At 41.7% G+C, this 21,450-nt stretch carries 19 protein-coding genes and 1 riboswitch; of the genes, 11 read left to right on the forward strand and 8 right to left on the reverse strand.

The annotated features are described in order from the left end of the window. Window positions 1-99: 99 nt before the first annotated feature. On the reverse strand, window positions 100-1,101 hold the full coding sequence (gene add, locus VHA01S_RS07185; protein WP_023403691.1) for an adenosine deaminase: 1,002 nt from the start codon (window positions 1,099-1,101) through the stop codon (window positions 100-102). 31 nt (window positions 1,102-1,132) lie between these two features. Then, window positions 1,133-1,232: riboswitch (purine riboswitch) on the reverse strand. A 206-nt stretch (window positions 1,233-1,438) separates the two neighbouring features. On the opposite strand from add, the gene nirB reads away from it, so the two are divergent. The 5 genes from nirB to VHA01S_RS07210 all read left to right on the forward strand — a co-directional run bounded on the left by nirB (window position 1,439) and on the right by VHA01S_RS07210 (window position 7,316). Continuing rightward, complete coding sequence (gene nirB, locus VHA01S_RS07190) at window positions 1,439-3,997, forward strand: nitrite reductase large subunit NirB (RefSeq protein WP_023403692.1); 2,559 nt, start codon at window positions 1,439-1,441, stop codon at window positions 3,995-3,997. Window positions 3,998-4,011: 14 nt separating this feature from the next. Further along, window positions 4,012-4,335: a nitrite reductase small subunit NirD gene (nirD, locus tag VHA01S_RS07195; protein WP_023403693.1), complete on the forward strand. Its 324-nt coding sequence runs from the start codon at window positions 4,012-4,014 to the stop codon at window positions 4,333-4,335. A gap of 109 nt (window positions 4,336-4,444) precedes the next feature. Continuing rightward, on the forward strand, window positions 4,445-5,284 hold the full coding sequence (locus VHA01S_RS07200; RefSeq protein WP_039970381.1) for a formate/nitrite transporter family protein: 840 nt from the start codon (window positions 4,445-4,447) through the stop codon (window positions 5,282-5,284). A gap of 108 nt (window positions 5,285-5,392) precedes the next feature. Then, entirely contained in the window at window positions 5,393-6,154 is a 762-nt protein-coding gene (gene cobA, locus VHA01S_RS07205) for a uroporphyrinogen-III C-methyltransferase (protein ID WP_023403695.1), read from the forward strand. Window positions 6,155-6,473: 319 nt separating this feature from the next. Further along, on the forward strand, window positions 6,474-7,316 hold the full coding sequence (locus VHA01S_RS07210; protein ID WP_023403696.1) for a hypothetical protein: 843 nt from the start codon (window positions 6,474-6,476) through the stop codon (window positions 7,314-7,316). A gap of 312 nt (window positions 7,317-7,628) precedes the next feature. Here the strand turns inward: VHA01S_RS07210 and VHA01S_RS07215 are convergent, their stop codons facing one another. From VHA01S_RS07215 to VHA01S_RS07235, 5 genes are all read right to left on the reverse strand, one after another. Beyond that, window positions 7,629-8,174 carry a hypothetical protein gene (locus VHA01S_RS07215; RefSeq protein ID WP_023403697.1) on the reverse strand — a complete coding sequence of 182 codons (546 nt, stop codon included), beginning with the start codon at window positions 8,172-8,174 and terminating at the stop codon, window positions 7,629-7,631. A gap of 16 nt (window positions 8,175-8,190) precedes the next feature. Continuing rightward, complete coding sequence (locus VHA01S_RS07220; RefSeq protein ID WP_023403698.1) at window positions 8,191-10,335, reverse strand: LruC domain-containing protein; 2,145 nt, start codon at window positions 10,333-10,335, stop codon at window positions 8,191-8,193. A gap of 243 nt (window positions 10,336-10,578) precedes the next feature. Next, on the reverse strand, window positions 10,579-11,217 hold the full coding sequence (locus VHA01S_RS07225) for a sugar transferase (protein ID WP_023403699.1): 639 nt from the start codon (window positions 11,215-11,217) through the stop codon (window positions 10,579-10,581). A gap of 23 nt (window positions 11,218-11,240) precedes the next feature. Beyond that, entirely contained in the window at window positions 11,241-12,413 is a 1,173-nt protein-coding gene (locus VHA01S_RS07230) for a glycosyltransferase family 2 protein (RefSeq protein ID WP_023403700.1), read from the reverse strand. A gap of 1 nt (window position 12,414) precedes the next feature. After that, complete coding sequence (locus tag VHA01S_RS07235; RefSeq protein ID WP_023403701.1) at window positions 12,415-13,500, reverse strand: glycosyltransferase; 1,086 nt, start codon at window positions 13,498-13,500, stop codon at window positions 12,415-12,417. Between the two features lie 329 nt (window positions 13,501-13,829). Here VHA01S_RS07235 and VHA01S_RS07240 point away from each other — a divergent pair, with 329 nt between their 5' ends. The 6 genes from VHA01S_RS07240 (at window position 13,830) to VHA01S_RS07265 (ending at window position 18,782) form a co-directional block, all read left to right on the forward strand. Then, the gene (locus VHA01S_RS07240; protein ID WP_039970390.1) at window positions 13,830-14,231 is read left to right on the forward strand and encodes a VOC family protein; all 402 of its coding nucleotides are present in this window, start codon (window positions 13,830-13,832) and stop codon (window positions 14,229-14,231) included. A gap of 415 nt (window positions 14,232-14,646) precedes the next feature. Beyond that, window positions 14,647-15,393, forward strand: a complete 747-nt coding sequence (locus VHA01S_RS07245; protein WP_023403703.1) for a nucleoside recognition domain-containing protein — start codon at window positions 14,647-14,649, stop codon at window positions 15,391-15,393. Next, on the forward strand, window positions 15,393-15,860 hold the full coding sequence (locus VHA01S_RS07250) for a YjiG family protein (RefSeq protein WP_023403704.1): 468 nt from the start codon (window positions 15,393-15,395) through the stop codon (window positions 15,858-15,860). Before VHA01S_RS07245 ends, VHA01S_RS07250 begins: the two co-directional genes overlap by 1 nt. A gap of 9 nt (window positions 15,861-15,869) precedes the next feature. Beyond that, window positions 15,870-16,994, forward strand: coding sequence for a M20 family metallopeptidase (locus tag VHA01S_RS07255; RefSeq protein ID WP_023403705.1), 1,125 nt, complete (start codon window positions 15,870-15,872; stop codon window positions 16,992-16,994). A gap of 267 nt (window positions 16,995-17,261) precedes the next feature. Beyond that, complete coding sequence (locus tag VHA01S_RS07260; RefSeq protein ID WP_039970383.1) at window positions 17,262-18,407, forward strand: putative endonuclease domain-containing protein; 1,146 nt, start codon at window positions 17,262-17,264, stop codon at window positions 18,405-18,407. Window positions 18,408-18,416: 9 nt separating this feature from the next. After that, complete coding sequence (locus VHA01S_RS07265; RefSeq protein ID WP_023403707.1) at window positions 18,417-18,782, forward strand: hypothetical protein; 366 nt, start codon at window positions 18,417-18,419, stop codon at window positions 18,780-18,782. 127 nt (window positions 18,783-18,909) lie between these two features. On the opposite strand, the gene VHA01S_RS07270 is transcribed toward VHA01S_RS07265, so the two are convergent. Continuing rightward, window positions 18,910-20,334, reverse strand: a complete 1,425-nt coding sequence (locus VHA01S_RS07270) for a GumC family protein (RefSeq protein ID WP_023403708.1) — start codon at window positions 20,332-20,334, stop codon at window positions 18,910-18,912. Further along, window positions 20,331-21,449: a glycosyltransferase gene (locus VHA01S_RS07275; protein WP_023403709.1), complete on the reverse strand. Its 1,119-nt coding sequence runs from the start codon at window positions 21,447-21,449 to the stop codon at window positions 20,331-20,333. Before VHA01S_RS07275 ends, VHA01S_RS07270 begins: the two co-directional genes overlap by 4 nt. Window position 21,450 lies beyond the last annotated feature (1 nt).

Below are 21,450 nucleotides of genomic sequence, written 5' to 3' on the forward strand. Positions count from 1 at the left end.
CGATTGGTATAAGAACACCGATTCAATAAAAAACGGCCATGTGCATCACACATGGCCGTTTTTATATCAATTCTAGTGAGTCATTCACTCTCTTGGGTTTTACAACTCGTCGACGTAATTTCGAAGCTCTTGTTTGATTTCATCACTGGCAAAGCTTTGATCTACGCTGTTTAAATAGATAGACACATAGTCTTTCTGCGAAAGATAAAACTGCTCACAGACTTTTTGCACTTCTTGAGTCATGGTGGTATTGGATACTGTTCTGTTATCCGTATTGATGGTCACTGCCAGACCTTGTTTATAAAAGCGCTTAGCTGGGTGTGACTCTATATCTTGGACTGCTTTAGTTTGTACATTACTGCTAGGGCAAGTCTCTAAGCCCACATTACCATTGCGTACGGCTTTAAAACCACCGGAATGATCAATGATATGGATGCCATGTCCAATACGTTCCGCTTTTAAAAGCTCAATCGCATCTTGTACATTTTGTCCATTACCTTGTTCACCCGCGTGTATGGTGACGTGAAACCCTTTTTTACGTGCATACTTGGCTTCTTTTACGAAGTCATGGCAGAAATCTGCCGCTTCAGCACCTGCAAGATCAAACGCAACCACGCCTTTAGTTAAGTATTTAGCGCCTTCATCGATAACCAGCTGAATGTCGTCTTTTGGCATAGTGCGTAAAATACACAGGATATAGTTGCCACGGATATCGTAGTCAAGTTCTGCGCGTTTCATACCTTTGACGACAGATGAAATGATTTGCTTAACGGTTAACCCCTTTGCTGTATGCAATAGAGGCGCAAATCTCAGTTCAAGATATTTGACGTTTTCTTTAGCGGCATCTTCAAACACTTCATAAGAAATTCGTTCTAGAGCCTTTTCAGTTTGCATCACTTGTAGAGGCAACTCAAAACGAGTCAGATACTCTTTTAGGTCAACACAGGTTTCCGGTGCAATCATTAAGTTTCGGATCACCTCAACGTCTTGGCTAGGTAATTCGATGTTTTGACCTTCTGCTAGGTCAATGATTGTTTCTGGTCGCACACTGCCATCTAAATGGCAATGCAGGTCAATTTTTGGCAGAGAGCAAAAATTCATAAGTCGTCACCTTTATATAAGAGACATGAATAAATAAAGACAATGAATTCATAATCAAAGGTTATTGGCCTTTGGTAGAGACTCCCACACCGTATCAGGGGGATTATATGAAGCTCGATTGCGAGCTGATTTTAGCAACACAAACGCCTTGTTACAAACTGTAAAGAGTAGGAAAAATGGGAAATTACTATGAATCAATCACTTATTTGTAGTTTTGTATGACAACTACCCAAAGAGGGGTATATTTGGGTGAAATTGATCTGGATCAATTTTACAATGCCGTTCCTACATACAATCGCGCAAGTTTTGTAAATTTTAAAGTTTAAAGGAATCCACTATGAGCAAGATGAAGCTAGTTATCATCGGGAACGGCATGGTTGGACATCGTTATATTGAAGATCTGGTAGAAAAAACAGATGTTTCAAATATGGATATTACCGTGTTCTGTGAAGAGCCCCGTATTGCCTATGATCGAGTCCACCTTTCTTCGTATTTTTCTCACCATACCGCTGAAGAGCTTTCTCTTGTTAAAGAAGGTTTCTATGAAAAACATGGGATTAACGTTTTAATTGGTGAACGCGCTATTAACGTTAACCGCGAAAACCGCATTGTGCATTCTAGTACGGGTCGTGAAATTGCCTATGACAAATTGGTGATGGCAACCGGTTCTTACCCATTTGTACCGCCTATCAAAGGTAACGAAAGCAAAGACTGCTTTGTTTACCGTACTATCGAAGATTTAAAATCCATAGAAGCAACAGCCAAAAACAGCACAGTAGGTGTGGTTGTTGGTGGTGGTTTGCTTGGCCTTGAAGCGGCAGGTGCACTGCGCGCATTGGGCGTGGAAACGCACGTGGTTGAATTTGCACCTAAACTGATGGCCGAACAGCTTGACCAAGCGGGCGGCAATCAACTGCGTCAGAAGATTGAGCGTATGGGCGTGAATGTTCACACTAGTAAAAATACCCTAGAAATTGCCCCTGAAGGTAAAGAGTTGCGTAACGTTATGCGTTTCGCTGACGGCAGTGAACTTGAAACTGACTTTATTGTGTTCTCTGCAGGTATTCGTCCGCAAGACAAACTGGCGCGTCAAATGGCATTAGATATCGCGCCTCGCGGCGGTATTGCGATCAACAACCATTGCCAAACGTCAGACGACAATATCTACGCTATCGGTGAATGTGCGTCGTGGAATCAACATTTCTACGGGCTAGTTGCGCCGGGTTACAAAATGGCAACCGTAGCCGTGGATCATATTGTTGGCAATGAAAGCCAGTTTGAAGGCGCTGATATGAGCGCAAAATTGAAGCTGCTTGGCGTAAAAGTAGGTTCAATTGGTGACGCAAATGGTCGCACTCCTGGCTGTAAAAGCTTTGTTTATCAAAATGAAGAGCTAGAAGTCTACAAGCGTTTGATTGTTTCTGAAGATGGCAAAAAACTGCTTGGCGCTGTTATGGTCGGTGATACCTCTGACTATGGCGATTTGTTGCAGCTGATGCTCAATGAAATCGAGCTTCCAGAACACCCTGATGCCTTGATTCTTCCTGCACACGCCGGCGCAGAAAAACCGACTCTTGGGGCGGATGCTCTGCCAGAAAGTGCGGTAATTTGTTCTTGTTTTGATGTGACTAAAGGTCAAATCGCAAAAGCGGTCGCTGATGGTCATCATACAGTGGCAGATATTAAAGCTGTGACTAACGCGGGCACCGGTTGCGGTGGCTGTATTCCTCTTGTGACGTCGGTACTTAATGCTGAGCTTGCTAAAGCAGGCGTGGAAGTGAAAAGCGATGTTTGTGAGCACTTTGCGTATTCGCGACAAGAGCTATTCCACCTTATTCGCATTGAAGAGATCAAAACCTTTGATGAGTTATTAGAGAAGTACGGTAAAGGTTACGGCTGTGAAGTGTGTAAACCTTTAGTGGGCTCTATCTTAGCGTCTTGCTGGGGCGAGCATATTCTTAAACCGCAACTGGTTAAGCTGCACGATACCAACGATAACTTCCTCGGTAACATCCAAAAAGACGGCACTTACTCTGTTATCCCACGTATGGCCGGCGGTGAAGTGACTCCGCAAGCCTTAGCAGCGTTGGCAAATGTAGCGGCGGAATATGACTTATACACCAAAGTGACCGGCGCACAGCGTATCGGTTTATTTGGCGCACACAAAGACGATCTTCCAGCCATTTGGCGCAAACTGATTGAAGCGGGCTTTGAAACAGGCCAAGCGTACGCTAAAGCACTGCGTATGGCGAAAACCTGTGTTGGTTCTACTTGGTGTCGTTATGGCGTGCAAGATTCTGTGGGCCTTGGCTCTATGATTGAAAATCGCTACAAGGGCATTCGTACGCCACATAAGATGAAGTTTGGTGTGTCAGGTTGTACTCGTGAATGTGCCGAAGCTCAAGGTAAAGATTTAGGCATTATTGCTACCGATGCGGGCTGGAATATGTACGTATGTGGTAATGGCGGCATGAAACCTCGCCATGCTGATTTACTGGCAACCGACCTTGATCAAGAAACTCTGATCAAATACATCGACCGCTTCATGATGTTCTACATTCGCACGGCTGCGCCACTGCAACGCACGTCAGTGTGGCTAGAAAACCTAGAAGGTGGCGTTGACTACTTACGTGACGTGATTGTGGAAGACAAGCTTAACATCAACGCTCAGCTTGAAGCCGATGTAGCAAAACTTGTTGAAGAATATCGCTGTGAGTGGACTGACACTATCAACGATGAACAACAGTTGACTCGTTTCTCGCACTTTATTAACTCAGATCTTCGTGATGATAACGTTGTCTTTGTTGATGCACGTGAGCAACACCGCCCAGCGACCTTCACGGAAAAACATCCTGAAGCCAAAGGCGACATCTTTCACGAAGCGATTATTGATTAATAAGGGGAGTCACAATGAGTTACCAATCGATCTGTAATATCGACGACATCGTAGCGGGAACAGGCGTTTGTGCGCTAGTTGATGGCCAACAAGTTGCGGTATTTAGACCTTCAAAAGAACAGAAGGTGTTTGCTATTTCAAACACTGACCCTTTTGCTCAATCAAATGTGCTTTCACGCGGATTGATCGTGGAACACAAAGAAGAGCTTTGGGTAGCCAGCCCGTTAAAGAAACAGCGCTTTAACTTAAGCACAGGCGTATGCATGGAAGACGAGCGTTTTAACGTTCGCGCTTTCAAAGCTCGCGTGACTAAAGGCGCAGTTGAAATTTCTGCATAAGAGATTTAATAGCGAAAAGGTTTCTTGTCTTGCCTTGGTTTTTCCAGGGTAAGGGCAGGGAGCCTTTGACTATTCAATTTTAACTTTTAACTTTTATATGGATAGCAAAATGAATGATTTTAAACCGGCAGAATTTGTGCAGACAATGGTTGATGTTGGCGAAGCCAAGGTAAAAACCAGCGCAAGAGATCTTATTCTTCGTGGCATTATGGCAGGTATTATCTTGTCTATCGCTGTGGTAGTTGCCATTACTGCCATTGTACAAACCGGTATCGGTGTGGTGGGTGCGCTTGTATTCCCTGTGGGATTCTGCATTTTAAGCTTGATGGGCTACGATTTGGTCACGGGCGCTTTTGGTCTAGCACCATTGGCAAAATTTGATAATCGTAAAGGCGTCACTTGGGGTAAAGTACTGCGTTGTTGGGGCTTGGTGGGTCTTGGTAACCTTATTGGTTCACTGATTGTGGCTTACTTAGTTGCGGTATCACTAACAGCAAACTTTTCAATTGAACCTAACGCGGTTGCACACAAATTTATCGCAGCTTCTACTGCACGTACCGTAGGTTTTGAAAACATGGGTATGGATGGATGGATTACTTGTTTCGTACGCGGTATTTTCTGTAACTTAATGGTATGTCTTGGCGTTATTGGCAACATGACCTCTCGTACAGTGGCAGGTAAAGTGGTAGCCATGTGGTTACCTATCTTCATCTTCTTTGCCTTAGTATTTGAGCATACTGTAGTGAACATGTTCCTATTCCCACTAGGTATGATGCTAGGTGCTGATTTTGGTATTGCAACTTGGTTGAACTTTAACCTTATCCCAACAATTTTAGGTAATATCGTTGGTGGTTTATTCTTTACCTGTGTGCCGCTTTACCTTACTCATATTAAAACAGCGCCAGCCATTGAAGCGCAACAAGAGAAAGTACAAAAAGTAACAGCTTAAGTACAAAATGGTCTTATCGTGCTCGGTACGATAAGGCCATTATTTATAACAAGTGATCTGAGGTTTTGCATAGGTCACTTCTTATAAATAATATTTGTGAGCTTTACGATGACATGTAACCCAACCTCAATAAATTCAACGGGATTTGTCTCTTTAGTGGGCGCCGGTCCTGGTGATCCTGATCTATTAACGGTAAAAGCACTGCGTCTAATTCAAAAAGCGGATGTGGTTGTTTACGATCGCTTGGTCTCTGAAGAGATCATGGCGTTGGTTAACCCTGCTGCGCAAAGAATCTATGTAGGCAAGCGTCTTAACCATCATTGCGTTCCACAAGATCAAATTAACCAAGTGTTGATTGACCAAGCAAAGCAAAATAAGCATGTCGTGCGCCTAAAAGGCGGCGATCCCTTTATTTTTGGTCGTGGCGGGGAAGAACTAGAGAAATTGGCTGATGAGCAAATTCCATTTGAAGTGGTGCCTGGGATTACTGCCGCTTCCGGATGCACGGCTTATGCAGGGATACCGCTGACTCACCGTGATCATGCGCAAAGTGTGCATTTTATAACGGGTCACTTGAAAAAAGAGGGCATGGATATTGATTGGGCGAGTCTAGCAAAAGGTAACACCACATTAGTCTTTTATATGGGGCTTAAAGAGAGCGCTAATATTCAGCACAAGCTGACTGAGGCCGGTCTTTCTGAGCATACATCGATTGCCATTATTGAACGTGGCACTACGGCACAACAGCGTGTTCTGACAGGACAATTAAGTGACTTGTCGAACATTGCTGAGCAAGCGATTAGCCCATCTTTAATTGTGGTGGGTAGTGTAACTAGTTTACATTCTCAATTGAACTGGTTTAACAGATAATATGTAGAACAGAAGCTCTATTTTGCGGGAATATAACGGATCAAAGTTATAGTTATACTGATTTATCTAGAAGAGTTCGTTAGGTTTATTGTTTTTAAGTTAATTAATGTTATTTGCCTTATTTTATGCCTTTAAATCAACCGTATAACAACGCTTTTTGTTACGTTATTTTCAGCTTTAGTTGTGAACTAGGTAGGGTTTTTAAGCTTTAATAGCGTAAAAACACCGAAAACAATCCATTCTTACTATAACAAGTTGTAATATAAAGCTTCAGGAGAACCTTCAAAGTAATACATTGCTTTAGCAGGGAAAGCTAAATATGAAAAAACCTTCTCTGAGAGTGACACCATTCTCAGGTACTCTAGTGTATTTCCTAGGGTTAGTACTAGTGACAACACTTTCTACTTATCAAGGATATTCGGCGTCTGTCCCACAAGCGTCTTTCTTTGTACATAGTTGGAAGTGGCTGATCAGTATCCTCTTTTGTTGGGGGCTATTACTGATCTTTTTTACTAGTGCAAGACAAACCCTTAGAGCAATTTGGGCACTAGTCGCCATTATTGCCGCGTTAGGTATTGGCTGTTTTGCTGGTTCGCATACCAAACAGCCAATTCGTGAGGAACTTGTACTCTCTTTGACGACGTTATCCTCGGTGGCGCAAAACACCCCAGAGCCTATCGTTCTGCCACAACCAACGGAACTGAGCCCAAGCTTTCAACAAGCAGTGATGGAGTCAGGTTGGTACTCTATTTTAGATCTCTCACGTCTGCAAAATGATCGTAATCTTATCGAAAGCTACGCCATTATTAAGGATACCCGCTCGGTTATTTTTAATCATTTGCTGAAAACACAACAAAAAGTGCATGATCTTGAGCAAGAGCTTTATGAGCATGAAGCGAGCGCTGAAATTGAAGCAAGCTATATTGACGCACAAATTTTGCATGCCAAACAGCAGAAGAAATTATGGGAATCGGAGCTATCGGCCATTAATGAAGTGCAAAGTATTATCCAAATGCTTGATGCCAATCGCGATGGTTGGGTAATACAAGATGGTGCTATCGTCTTTTTCTCTCATTTAGATACTCGACAATTTAAAGATATCACGACAAGAATCCAAGCCATTGCAACCCATCAGAAAAAATTAATTGAAGCCGAAAATTAATTATCACGCTTATCTAGCAATCACTTTATCCTTATCTTCCCCAATGCTACTTTGATGACACTTAATTCATGCACATGCATGAGTGCTGTTATATTTATTGCATTAGGGAAGGGGGCTTTCCCGTCATACTAAATAACGGGTTATTCTAGCTTGTTAAAATGCTCGATAATTGGGTTAGAATGTTTGATGGTAAAATAATTACTTATCGAAAAATTCCGCTTTGTTATCGAGCACTTTTCCTGCGCTATTAGTGATCACTTACTGAGTGTGATTAGTATTCGATATATTAATATTCGATATCAATATTCGACATTAATACAGGATAGTATTTTGATCCTCATTGATGATGTATTGCAGTGGTTCAGAGCCATCATAAAACCATATTTCAGCTAATAATGAACTGTATTGCTGGGCATAGGTAATATCGATTTCAGCGGCTCCTTTCGTCAGTGAACTGTTGGCGATTCGATAGGAATAGTCAGGTATATAGCGACCATCATCGGTGGTTTTATATTGGCTATACAAGGAGATGTAAGCACGTTCGGTGCTAAATCCCCCAATATCTACTATTAAGCTCTTTGAGCGAGTGGGATCATAGTCAAAGTCTGCGGGTACGGTAAGATCTTGCATGGAGCGCAGAGTGGCTGTTTCTGGCGCACTTTTCGGTACAGGGATTTCCTCGACTAACGTCGTATCATCATTGGCTATGGGTGTTTCAATCGCTGAGGAATCAGTTTGTGGCCCTTCTGATGAATCAGAGCCACCTCCGCCACAACCGATTAACACACTGCTTAGCATAGCGCTGATGGTTAGCGTCGATAACGTAGGATGTGTTGTCCATTTGGTTAATGTATTCATAATGATGACCTCTGCGTTAGTTTGATGAGTTGTAGATTTTTGATTGAACGGCGCGACTGCGCTTATGCCAACTATTTTTTTGTTTACCGCCAGATTCAGCGTATTCGGCAAATTCTGGATAAGCGTGTACCAGATCGGTGCGCTCTAGAGGCCATTGCCATTCTTCGGTCATTAACAGTGCCCAAGGCAGATTACGGTCGGTTTTAAAGTAAATACCTTGTTCTGGGTTGCTTGCATCCACCCCGAGATTAAACATGGCTTCGGCATTAAATTGCTCTGTGGGTGCAACATCAGCGAGGTGGACTTCCCATTGGCGACCAGGTTGGAAAGGCAGTCCCTCACCGTGATAGTAGCCAGGAGTGGCGAAAATGAAGGGGTCATAGGGCATAGCGCTCAAATTTGAGCGATCGCTGTTATCCTTCAAAGTGATATGCAATTCAAAATTGAAGTTTTCATTTTCTATGCAGTCAATTTGCGTTCTAAAAAATGCGCAAGTGTCGGTTTTATAGAGGGTTAAATCCTGTTCAACTATAAAGATAGCTTCGTTGCTACTGAGCTCTAACCCATTATTTTCAAGTTGGGTACCATTGTGATATTGACGGGTTAACTCGGTATCGATGCTGTTTTTATCTAACCCTTGTAAGCGCACCGCAAAGCCATTGTGATAATCGGCTCCCACTGCAGACAATCGCCCTTGGATCAGTGATTTTTCTACCTGTTGATTACGCAGTACTTCAGTAACTCGATAATGAATAACGACATCATTCATATCGTAATCAGCGGTATAGGGCCAATTATCTTCATAGGCAAGGGTGGCATATCCGGTTTCACTGGGGAAGTGTCGAATAGTAATGCCTTCGCTAGAAACGGTAATGGGATGATCTTCAACTTCGCCAGATGTGGCGCCGCCATAGTAATTCAATCCTTGTTGCTGACTGAATCTAAATCGAGACCAAGTGCGCCCATCGACGGCGTTATACGCTACCGTATAAGTAAGGGGGTTGATCCCTGGAGATAAAAGTACGTCGGAAAACACTTTTTCTCCGTCATCGTCAAAGTCACCGTCTTGGTTCCAATCAAACCATGCGGATAAGTATCCTTGAGTCGAAGCATTCACAGTAACAATCGAGTCAAGCCCCGGCTCTATAGCCGTGACAAACCCCACGCCTGATTCATCTGAAAGCCCGCTGCTATCATCACTTAAAGGAGCGACAAGGCCATCTTGTTCACCGTCGGGTGCTTGAGTGCCTAAGTAAGTAATGCCGTCAATTTGATGGCGAGGTCCGTTGTTTTCTAAGGTAGTTTGGTAGCTTTGCGGTGCGTCACCAAAGTCTATTGTAGAGTCTTCATCAATCAGCGGGGCATTGGCACAGCGTGCGCCATCGTTTTGCGATGAACTTGGGCCATCGGCAAATTTAAGAGCAGGGACTATTCCTTGGGCAATTTTGTTGGGATCAGAAAGATCAATGCGGTAAATATGACCATCTTGGTTTCGCGAGACGTAGTAGTTGCCGTTAACGTCAAAATAGCCTGCGCCAAAGGTTCCCGTTTCTCCAGTATCACCTATCTCAGTTGTGACTCCAGTGTCAGTATCGAAGCTGTATAAAATGCCGCTGCTGTTGTCTACGCCATATAGTTGTCCGTCTTGTGGGTGAAATGCAAAGTCTGTTAGGTTGATTAGGGCATTAGCGGTAATTCTTTCTACTACTAGCTGTGCGCGAGGATCATCATCTAGTGGCGCAAGATCGACTTTGAACAAGCCTTTTCCTTTGCGATACAGAAAGTAAACGTTGTTGGCGACATCGCCCACATAAAAGGTGTGGTCTGTTGGTAGGCCGACCGTATTTAAAACCTCTGCTTGAAAGTCTTCACCTAAACGGACGAGCTGTTTATTGCTGGTGTCATAGCCATAGATATAACGACTATCAAAATCAAACCCTACACCATTGATATTGGCATCTAAACCCGTGTCTGATTGCAGCAGAGCAGTTTGGCCTGTGACTAGGTTAATGCCATATACCTGAACAGGGTTGGCTTGAAACAAATACGCTTTACTTGGGCAAGTTTCAAAAGAGGAGGCATCGGCGTCTAACGGAGCAAAGATGGCTGACACAACCAGAGCTCCTAATAGAGTGTTATTGAATAGTGCGTGGTTTGGCATGGTGATTTCCCTATACATTATTGTTAACTAAACGGCTGACTATATTCATGTTTTTCACATGTATTGTTTATCTTCCAAGATGCGTGCCAATTTTTCGCAACTTAAATCAGGGAAATCATCGGGTTTTATACTGTTTTGATTCTCAATATGAGAATTAGCAAAAAATGAATGTAAAAATGAAATAGCCCAACGCATAAATACAATACGTTGGGCTAAGGCAGGCGTGTATGTAAGGTGCTGGTATTATTGACCTCGTCCGTCAACCATAATCCAAAGTGTTCTTACGGTAATGTGAAAATCGGTACTGAGCCAACTAAGGAAACTACTATGAGAAAGGGCATAGCTATGATCAAAGCCAACTTTTGAACGTACATCATCGATGCAGGTATCGTAGCCTTGATTCACTTGTGCCAATCCGGTAATTCCTGGTAATACACCGTAAGTACGGTCAGCAAAAAATGGGATTTGATCTTCAAGGGTTTTATAGAAAATTGGACGCTCAGGGCGCGGGCCAATTAATGACATTTCGCCTTTTAATACATTAATCAGTTGTGGCAACTCGTCCAGTCTGGTTTTACGAAGTATTCGTCCAACAGGTGTGATCCTAGGATCGTGCTGGGTTGCCCAACTGGCGCCTTTTGCTTCTGCATCTTGGTACATGGTGCGAAATTTAATGATTTCAAACAATGCCATTTCATTCGGGGTTGATTTTCCGACACGTAATTGACGATAAAACAGTGGTCCTTTTGAGGTCGCTAAAATGGCGATGCTGATAATTGGCAATAAAGGCAATAACAAAGCGATGCCAATAATAGAGCCGGAGATGTCGAAAAATCGTTTGCCGATGCTGATCGCGGCATTTTTTTTGGTCAAGGTGTACATAATAATTCCTTTTATATGATGTATTAGTGATTGTTTTTAATAATTAAATAGCGAACACCGCCAATGAAATTTGCGGTGTGTCCCATGCAAAGATAATGGATAAGTCCTAAGAGCTTAATATTGGTGAGTGATGGAAGTAACCAACACATAATGCTGGTGGTAAAAATGGCGATTTGAGCATAAAAGGCGAATTGGAAAACCGCATATTGCTGCAGGATCGCACTGCTAATTAGGGTAATGAAGATCAAGTAGGGAGTGAGCAATCTAAGGCCTTTACCAGAAAAGAAAGCAAAAGCGATATTTTTGAATTTAGGGTGAAACAAGCCGAATAATGCGATGGCTTGTTGCATGTTTCCGGCCGAAATTCGTACACGACGAGCAAAATCATCCTTTAAAGAGGTTGGCTGCATTTCGGTCGCGATAACGTCAACGTCATAGTCGGCCAGATACCCTTTTTCAACAATTTGCATCGGTAGGATGAAGTCATCGTTAATGCTATTGGAGGCAAGCGGTTGAAATAGGTGACTGCGGAAGATATAAAAAGCGCCATGAGAGCCAATAGATGTCGCTAGATTGGCTTCTGCAGCTTTTAATTGGCTTTGATATTGCCAATATTTTTGTTCGCCATCACTACCTGAATTAAATAGTAAATAGCTCCCATTAACGACGCCTACCTTTTGATTATTGAAATGTGTTTCAGCCACCAATAGAGCATCAATTGAGACCAGTGATGTCACATCACTGAGCACAGTTAAGTCACTGCTGATATTAGGCACAACTTCGTTGATAATGGCGACTTTGCCTCGGTTTTGCTTATGTTCAATCACTTCAAAAAGAGTATCAGCGCAAATGGCTTCTTGAATTGTGGCGGTTGCCACCTCAAACGTGTTGTCTGTACAGCCATCGCAAATGATTTTGACGACCAGTTTTTGTTTTGGGTAATCCAGTGCAGCGGTGTTACGAATCTTGTCGGCAATCCATGCTTGTTCGTTGTATGCCGGTATCACAAAAGTGACAGTGGGGCGGTTTGAGTCTTGTTGACACGGTTTAAAGTGGCGTTGACTGGTTGGAGACGATTGTTGGGATGTTTGTTTTGTCCACCATTTAAGCAGTAATGGATAGCCGGCATGATGATAAATAATCAGTAGACTAGCGGTGATAAAAACAGTGCTTAGCAGCATATGATAGTGAGACATGTTAAGCAGCCTCCTTAGCAAAGAGTTGCGAATATTTAGTGACAACGTCACGAATATCATGATTGTTCACTACAAAATCACGAGGTGAACCGGTGTTAAATCGAAAGGTTTCAATGGCCGATGCCAATTCGTTAGGGCTATTGGGAGCAACAAGTAGGCCACTGTTGGGACATAAGGTTTCGTTGCTAGCACCGACATCAGTGACCAGTGTTGGAATAGCACATGCTTGAGCTTCAATGGCGGTAAGTGGAAATCCTTCATGTCGAGATGGCAGGCAAAACAAGTCTAAACTTTGATAAAAACAAGGCATGTTATCCACACGACCAAGAAATAGTACTCGCTCTTGTAAATCCAATGATTTGACTAGGCCAATTAATGACGTCATTTGTGAACCGTCACCGGCGATGGCAAGCATGTATTGTTTGGGTAATAGTGAAAAAGCGTGAATAAGCAGATCGTGGCCCTTAACAGCCTCTAATCTTCCTGCACTACCGATGATAATGGCGTTTTCTGGGATATTTAGGGTTCGGCGTGCCGATAGTTTGTCACCGGGTAAAAAATGTTTGGTATCAATGCCATTGTGGATGGTGGTTAATTTAGCGTAAGCAAACAGATCATTTAAACGCTGCTCAACTTTAACCGCATCTGCAACTAGAACCGGTTTCACCCAATTGAGTAGAAGCTTTTGAATTTGTTGATGTTTAAAACGATTGAGGTGCCACACATCATGCTCGGTGTGTACTTTTGAGCGCACACCACTTAATTTTGCAGCGACCCCGGCATACAAAAGAGGGCCAATGTGATGAGTGTGCACCACATCAACGGATAACCCTTTAAACAGTGCACATAAATCAGAGAAAGTTTTGCTGCAAAATCGCTCAGGCTTATTTAAGAATATCAACTGCCGAGAAAACGCCTGTAAGCGTGGCCATTTGGCCATAGCATCCGTTTTTGTCCCTTGTAGGCTAACAATATAGACATCATCGTTAGCATCACCAAAGGTAATAAAGTCCAACGCTAGGCTCTCTATACCTCCGGGCGCTAAGTGTTGCACTACATGAATGATTGTTCTGCGTCCTTTCTTCATAACAATTCCTTGTTCAGCTTTATCTTTCGTCTTGGGTAATACGATGCATGACTCGTGCCAAACGGTAAGCAATTGAAATTTAGAGTAATTAATTTTCATAGTGATTTTTTCTTACTATGAGAATCAATTTGAAATTCAGCCAAGATAAATAACATTTACGGTGTGTGTCCTTAAAAGAAAAAGACTCAGATTCGGTGTGTGTCCTTAATTGCGTTTTAATTGCGAGAGTGCAAATTTCAAGACCTGACCCCATATAATTGCTTTTTGGAGAGGGCTTGCTGATAGTAAATAAACAAGATGGGTACATTTTTGATATTGGGAACTTAAGAATGACGCAGGAAGTTAAGCAACAAATAGGCAATATTGCCTTGGTCGTAAAGAGTTATGACGATGCGATTGAGTTTTATACTAAAAAACTTAATTTTACTTTGCTGGAAGATACAGACCTTGGCGGAGGAAAGCGTTGGGTTCAAGTCTCACCACCAAACTCTAATGGAACCAATTTATTATTGGCGCAAGCCAGTACAGAAAAACAAAAACGAGTGGTTGGAAATCAAACGGGTGGGCGAGTGTTCTTATTTTTGCAGACTAATGATTTCTGGCGAGACTATAACCAAATGAAAGTGAATGGGGTTAAATTCAACGAACAGCCCCGTACAGAGAGTTACGGAACCGTCGCAGTATTTCAAGATCTCTATGGTAATAAATGGGACTTATTACAACTCAATTGAATGCTTAAATTTGGTGTGTGTCCTTAAAATATTAGAAAAATTTATGGTGTGTGTCCTTAAAATTTTAGCGACTAGAGTATGCAAATTTCAAGACCTGACCCCATCATCTGCCCCTACTATCGCATAAGCACTCGATTGCATTTATATTCATAATTTATTTCCACTTTTTGTTATTTTTTATGTTTTAAGAAAAACCTAAAACACCCATCTATGAATCATATGTCATATATAATTCTGCACTGATGTATAAAATCTAGTGCTTATAGTGTGTTCACAAATTAATACACTATTTTACTCTTTATGTTTTTTTTAGAAAAATTTGTTGACCACCGTCAATTTTTTTAGATTAAATATGCGCATAATACCGCCTAAAGGGCATTTCTATATGCTGTAGTTAACTAAAAAAGAGGTGGTTATGACTCAGCCGTTTGATAAAGACGTTAAAGTCGGAATTGGTAGTTACGTAGCGTTAGCTTTTGCTGTCGTGTTCTTTTCTGGATTCATGCAATCAAGTGAGTGGTATGGGGTTTTTGACTTTACAACTCTAAATGGTTCTTTTGGCAAGGTTGCTTATGCAGTATCCGAGACGGCAGATGGTGTGCAAGCTGCTACAACGTCTTTGCGTGGTAAAGGTGGTAGTGGTGCTCGTGACGGTTTCATTTTCGCATTAACTCTTATCCCAACCGTGATGTTTGCTCTAGGTATGATCAACGTTCTTGAGCACTATGGTGCACTTAACGCAGCTCGTCGATTATTGACTCCTCTTCTTCGTCCATTAATTGGTATCCCAGGTAACTCGGGTCTAGCACTGATCGCTTCTTTGCAAAGTACCGATGCAGGTGCGGCAATGACTCGCCAGTTAAAAGATGAAAAGCATTTAACTAAGCGTGAAACTGATATCTTCACCATGTTCCAATTTACCGCAGGTGCTGCAATTGTGAACTTCTTCTCATCAGGCGCTGTGCTGTTTACGTTAACCAACCCAGATGGCTCGATTGCAGTTCCATCGTCGATTGGTCTGGCTGTAATTGTAATGTTTGCCTTCAAGTTTATTGGTGCAAACTTGTTCCGAGTTTATCTAAACATTACCGAAGGTAAAGAAGGTCAAGACAACGAGAAGAAAGACAAACAAGAGAAAACATTGACTGAGGAGACAGCATAATGAGCGAAGTCAAAGCGAAAAAACCTATGGTGACAGATATTTTTGTTGAGGGTGCTAAAAAAGGCTGGGTTATCGCAACTACCTCAACAGTTCCAAATGTTTTAATGGCATTTGTTATCATCAAAGCATTGCAAATTACTGGTGCTCTAGATCTTATGGGTTCTATCTTTGCTCCTGTGATGGCTGTTTTTGGTCTACCGGGTGAAGCAGCAGCTGTGTTAATTGGCGCATGGATGTCAATGGGTGGCGCAGTGGGCGTGGTGATTACTTTGTTTGACCAAGGTATTCTAAATGGCGCACATATTGCGATTCTGGCACCTGCTATTTACCTAATGGGTTCGCAAGTTCAATATATGGGTCGCATCATGGGACCTATCGGCACTGAAGCTCGTTATATTCCGGTGATGATTGCTATCTCAATCATGAACGCATTTGGCGCCATGTTTGTCATGAATATGATTCTTTAAGGACTCGCGATGAATTTTTCCCTAAACGAATATCTAGAAGAGCTTCGCCCTTTAATTAATGTAGATTGTGGTACTTATACCGTTGCCGGTATTGAGGTGATTGCGAACCTCATGGCTGAAAAATATCAATCAATGCCTGGCTGGACAGTTAAGCGTATTGACTGTGGTAAAGCGGGTGTAGGGCTTGAAATTCGCAACCAACCTGATGCTGATCATATCGATGTAATGATGATCGGGCACATGGATACGGTGTTCCCTGTTGGCACAGTTGCTGAACGTCCAATGTCTTTGGATGCAGAAAAAGCTTATGGCCCAGGTGTTTCTGACATGAAATCAGGTTTGCTGAATGTGGTATACGCATTACGTAACCTAGATCAAGCGGTATTAGACAAGCTATCTATTTGCATCTGCATGAACCCAGACGAAGAAACCGGTTCCATGGATTCGGTTGATTGGATTCAAGCAACGGCTAAAAAAGCTCGCAATGTGTTAGTGATTGAAGCGGCGCGCGCGGACGGTGGCTTAGTTAAAGCTCGTAAAGGCATGGCACATTACAAAATTACCTTCAATGGTAAAGCGGCCCACGCTGGCAACGAGCCAGAAAAAGGCCGCAGTGCGATTACTGAAATGGCCAACTGGATTTTAGCAATCAATGCGATGACTAATTTTGAGTCAGGCACAACGCTAAATGTCGGTGTCGTTTCAGGTGGTGCAGGGGCGAATATCGTACCTGATCTTGCCACTGCTATTGTTGATGTTCGTTTTTGGGATAATGCGGAATACGATCAAATTGATGCTCTTCTTAAACAAATGATCGAAACCCCATTTGTTGAAGACGTCACTATTGCCATTGAACGTGAAGCCTACAAACCGTCTATGGTACCTTCAGAACTCACTGAGCCACTAATGGCAATGGTGCAAGAGTCGGCCGATGAGCTAGATATCGATATTAACTGGAAAGAGGTCGGCGGCGGCTCAGATGCTAACAACACTGCTATCTTAGGTGTGCCAACACTCGACGGATTAGGCCCTATTGGTGCAGGCTTTCACAGCGCGGACGAATATCTGCTGCTTGAGTCGATAGAACCACGCATCAAATTGCTAATGAGTGTGCTAACTAAGCTCGCTAAATAAGTTCATTTCTTAGCTCTAATTAAAGCCGCGAGTATGGTTACTCGCGGCTTTGTTGTTTTACAATTATTCTCATATGACAATATTAAATCTGATACGCACATATATTCACATAAAACTAAAACTATGTGGAATATACTTCATATGCATTAAATTATTTGTAATAGAAAAATTCATTGAATGTTGATCTATAACATATAGATGTTATTTCTCTGGTTCTTTGTCGCTATGAACAATAGGTAATTTCCATTAATATATTTGAATAAATATATGATGGTTTTTGGTGATGAAGTGTTGAGTTGGAAGACTTGGAAACAACGATATTCAAAACAAATAGAGCATGTGGCAGGTTATGAGGAAGCATTTGTTGATCGAGTCCTGACTCAACTACCCGAAGTAACGCCTAATGATGTTGTTCCTCAATATCACTTTAAGGATGATAATGGGAAAAATCGTTATATTGATTTTATGATAATTAATAAATCGAAAGGTTATTGCCTCCCAATTGAGCTTGACGGTACTTATAAAGATGTTAATCATCAGCGATGGAAAGACTTTTTAGTTCGTCAAAATTCACTGATTACTAAGTTTGGTGTTGTTTTAAGGTTCACAAATAAGCAAATGCTGTTTGAATCAGATAAAATAATTCGTAAAATCAATGATACTTTATATATTCAATCAAAAAATAAAATGACCGATGAATATAAACAAAAAGAGCGAGAGAACTTAGTATCTTGGTATGACGAGAAATTAAATAATTTGGAAGAGAAGAATAAGAATACTACTGATATAAGATTACAAATTAATGAGCTTCGCTCTTTAATTTTGGATATGCAATCAAAAAACGATACCAATAATAATCTGGATACACATCAAAAAAGTAACAATAGAAATAAAGGTATAGCTATTGGTGTTCTTGTATTAATGTTAGTTATTGGTGGAGTATTCTTTATATCTAGTAGTGATAATATTTATGATATTAACGAATCTACTCCAACTAAAATAGAACCTAAAAATACTACTAATTTTGAACCGGAGTCTTCACCAGTTAATACATGGAAAGAAGTTTCAGACTCCGAAATAAAACAAGTATTATCTTCCGCTTCTTGGATGCCTAATGGTGCAGTATCTTCTAAATCTGCATCGAAGTACGTTGGTGATTATAAAACTATTTGTGGTGTTATTTCACAAATTAGTGATTTTTCAAAGGGTACATATTTGAACTTTGATGAAAAATTCCCTAAATCAACATTTAGCATGGTGGTTTGGAGTAATGACAAAAAAAATATACTAAACGGTAAGTTATCGTTTGAGTATTTTCTACATAAAAAGGTATGTGTGTCAGGAAAGATTGCCAAATACAAAACCCATATACAAACTACGGTAAATTCAAGAACACAACTAGATGTTTTTTAAGGAAGCAAAATGAAAAAATTACTCATATCATTATTTAGCATGCTTGCTATGTCATTTAGTGTCCATGCGACCGAGGCAAGAATAGAAGCATATAAAGCTCCTTTTCATGTAGGTGAAACCGTAATGGCGTGTGGAAAAGTAGCACAGGTATCTCAGGGAAAGAAATCGCAGTATCTAAATTTAGATAAATCTTATCCAAATCAAACTCTAACAATATTAATCTGGAATAGAAACCTTAACCCCTTTGAAGAACGTTTTGGTAAATTAGATAATCTTGAAGATCAAAAAATCTGTGTTCGTGGAAAGATTACAGAGTACAAGAATAAGCTTCAAATTCAAGTTTCCAATCCTCAGTATTTACGTTTAATGAAATAAGAAAAGATTAATACGGTGCTTCTTAATAGAAAATAGGAGCACCGTATTTTTATTGAGCATATATTATAATTTTTATCGGCTATATCAAGGACAGGCACCGATACAAAAATAAAAAAACGTAAATTAATCAATGAGAAGCAGGCGATATCACCATAATGGGTATCGACGTTACGGATTTGACATCCACTTCATTTCGTATTGTGGTGTCAAACAGTTCTAATATAATGGCAATGCCTGTGCCAAGTCCTAATCCACCGATTAATCCAATAATGAGGTAGATAAACATAGGCCAATTTGAAGGTGAGCTTGGGGTGAAAGGCAGATCGATAATTTTGACTCGCTTATTTTCTTCAAACACGCCCAACGCCCCTGTGAGTTGCGCCATTTCGTAGCGTTGTACTAACTCTTCATACAACTGACGTTTCATTTCTACTTCTCTTTTCAAGCTATAAATTTCTTTGACGTTGTCTCCATAGCCTTGGGTTTTTGTTTCTAGTTCTTGGATCATACTGCGCAGACGGTCTGTCTCTTCGGTGAGGGCTTCAAAACGGCTGCGTATTTGTTGTAGATTTTGCAATTGGCTCATCAATAAAGGCTGAATGCTCGCGATATTGTTGATGCTTTGACTGCTTGCCATATTTCGTAATTGATCGGTATTTAGACTTGGTTGATTGGAATTGAGTAACACCTCACGTTCTTGTTCCAAACGGTTTAGTTCTCTTTGTTTAGCTTGAACTGAGCTGTGATTTTGGGTGTATCGTGCTTGAAGTAAGGTTAACTGGCTGCGAATTTCGATGATCTTGTCTTCAATACGTCCCACTACTGGATTGGTGCTCGACAGTTGTTGGTCTAGCGATCCTAAGCTTCGCTTCACACCAAATAACTCGGCTTCTTTTTCAGCAAGGCTTTGCTTTAAGACAGCAATGCGAGCATAGCTTTGGCTTTGGATCTCTGGGGTAAGAGAGGAGTGAATATTGGTGTAATCTGCCAGTTTTTGCTCCGCCAACTGCAACTCTTCAAAACGTTTGTTGATGTGTTCGGTTAAAAAGGTACTTGAATCGCGAATGGACGAGCGTTCAGGGGCCAGTAATTGTTCAATAAAATGGTAACTGACGGACTCTAATAGTTCCTTCATACCTTCTGGTGAGCGCGCAGAATATTCTATTTTGAGCAAGTCTTTTCCTTGTTGGATTACGCGTAGATTCATCGCAATTTTTGCCATTATTTGATCTTTTTCATAATCAGAACTGCTGTCATCAACAAGCGCTAATTCTTGCGCGACTAAAGACAAAACATGCCGACTTTTTAACAGTGTCTGCACGGCACTGAAGCGATCATTTAACCCAGTAGAGACTGCAAGATCTTGTAAAAATGGGTTCATTTTGGCTGTTTCTTGGATCAGCATGCTGGTATGTGCTTTGTACTGTGTTGGGGCCAGTTGCGCAACGCTAACCGCGACGATAGGTAATATCAAACTTGGTAGAAATATGACCCAGCGTCGGCGCCAAGCACTGACAATAAGTTCGGCGATGCGTATTTTTAATTCAATCATAACAACTCCAAAATCCAATCAACAAATTCAGATCTTTGCTGCCAACTTTGCTGTTTTACGCATTGGCTATCGCAAGGGCTAAGCGCTTGAACATTCTGTAGTCGTTCTATCAATTGCTGTGTGCTATTTATGCAGTTAACTTGCTCGATAAATGGGGTAATTGCAGGGAAGTGGGTGCTAATGATCGGAGTCCCACAAGCAATGTATTCCATAAGTTTTAAAGGGCTACAGGCTTTGATTTGCTCATTCAATAAAAATGGCAGCAAGCTGACATCCCAATGCTGGCAATAACGGGGCAGTTCATGGTGAGGTTTAGGACCTAGTAGGTGAATGTTACTGAGATTAGCAAAGGGATTGTGGTTAAGCTCATTGTGTCCAATGAACACAAAATTCCAATTGGGGAGGGCTTTTGCTGTTTGATTGATCAAATCATAGTCTAGCCAAGTTGATAAGCTGCCGTAAAATCCTGCGATTGGCTTGCCGGTAGGTAAATCGTTTGCAGGTGTTGTGGGCGTATTAAATAGCGGATAGTTTACGCCATGACGAAGCAGTTGCGTTTTGCAGGCAGGAAATCGCTGTTGCATTGCTTCGCTGGCAGTCAGGATCAAATCGGCTTTATCCGTCAGGGTGCTTTCATGCTCTAAAACAGTGGCGTGATCGACTCCGGCCAGCGAACCAAAGTCATCTCCGCAATAATACACGACTGACGAGTCATTAATATGTCCGCAAAGATCGGCCGCAGTTGGCAAGGAAGTCCATAAAATTGGATTGTTAAACTGCAGCTCATTTAGGATTGGACGCAACTGTTGACTCATCCATTCTTTAGCAAAATGACGTTCCCATTTGAAGCGAGGTGCAGGTAAGGTTTTAAGGTTGATCACCTTGATGTTGCTGGGAATCGCCTGATTGGATTGAAATGATGGCAGTTTTTGCTCACTGACAGAGAATAATTTACGACAAGCACGCTGCACATCTCGTACTGATAAAGTAGGTTTTCGCAGGCCAATGGAGTTAACCCACAAGATGCGGCGCTGAGGGTTTAAGCCCGTTATGATATGTTGCGTACTTGAAGGAAGGCCGCCGAAATCTTCACCAAAAACAATGAGATCGCGCATA

The sequence above is a fragment of the Vibrio halioticoli NBRC 102217 genome, from assembly GCF_000496695.1.
Lineage (GTDB): Bacteria > Pseudomonadota > Gammaproteobacteria > Enterobacterales > Vibrionaceae > Vibrio > Vibrio halioticoli.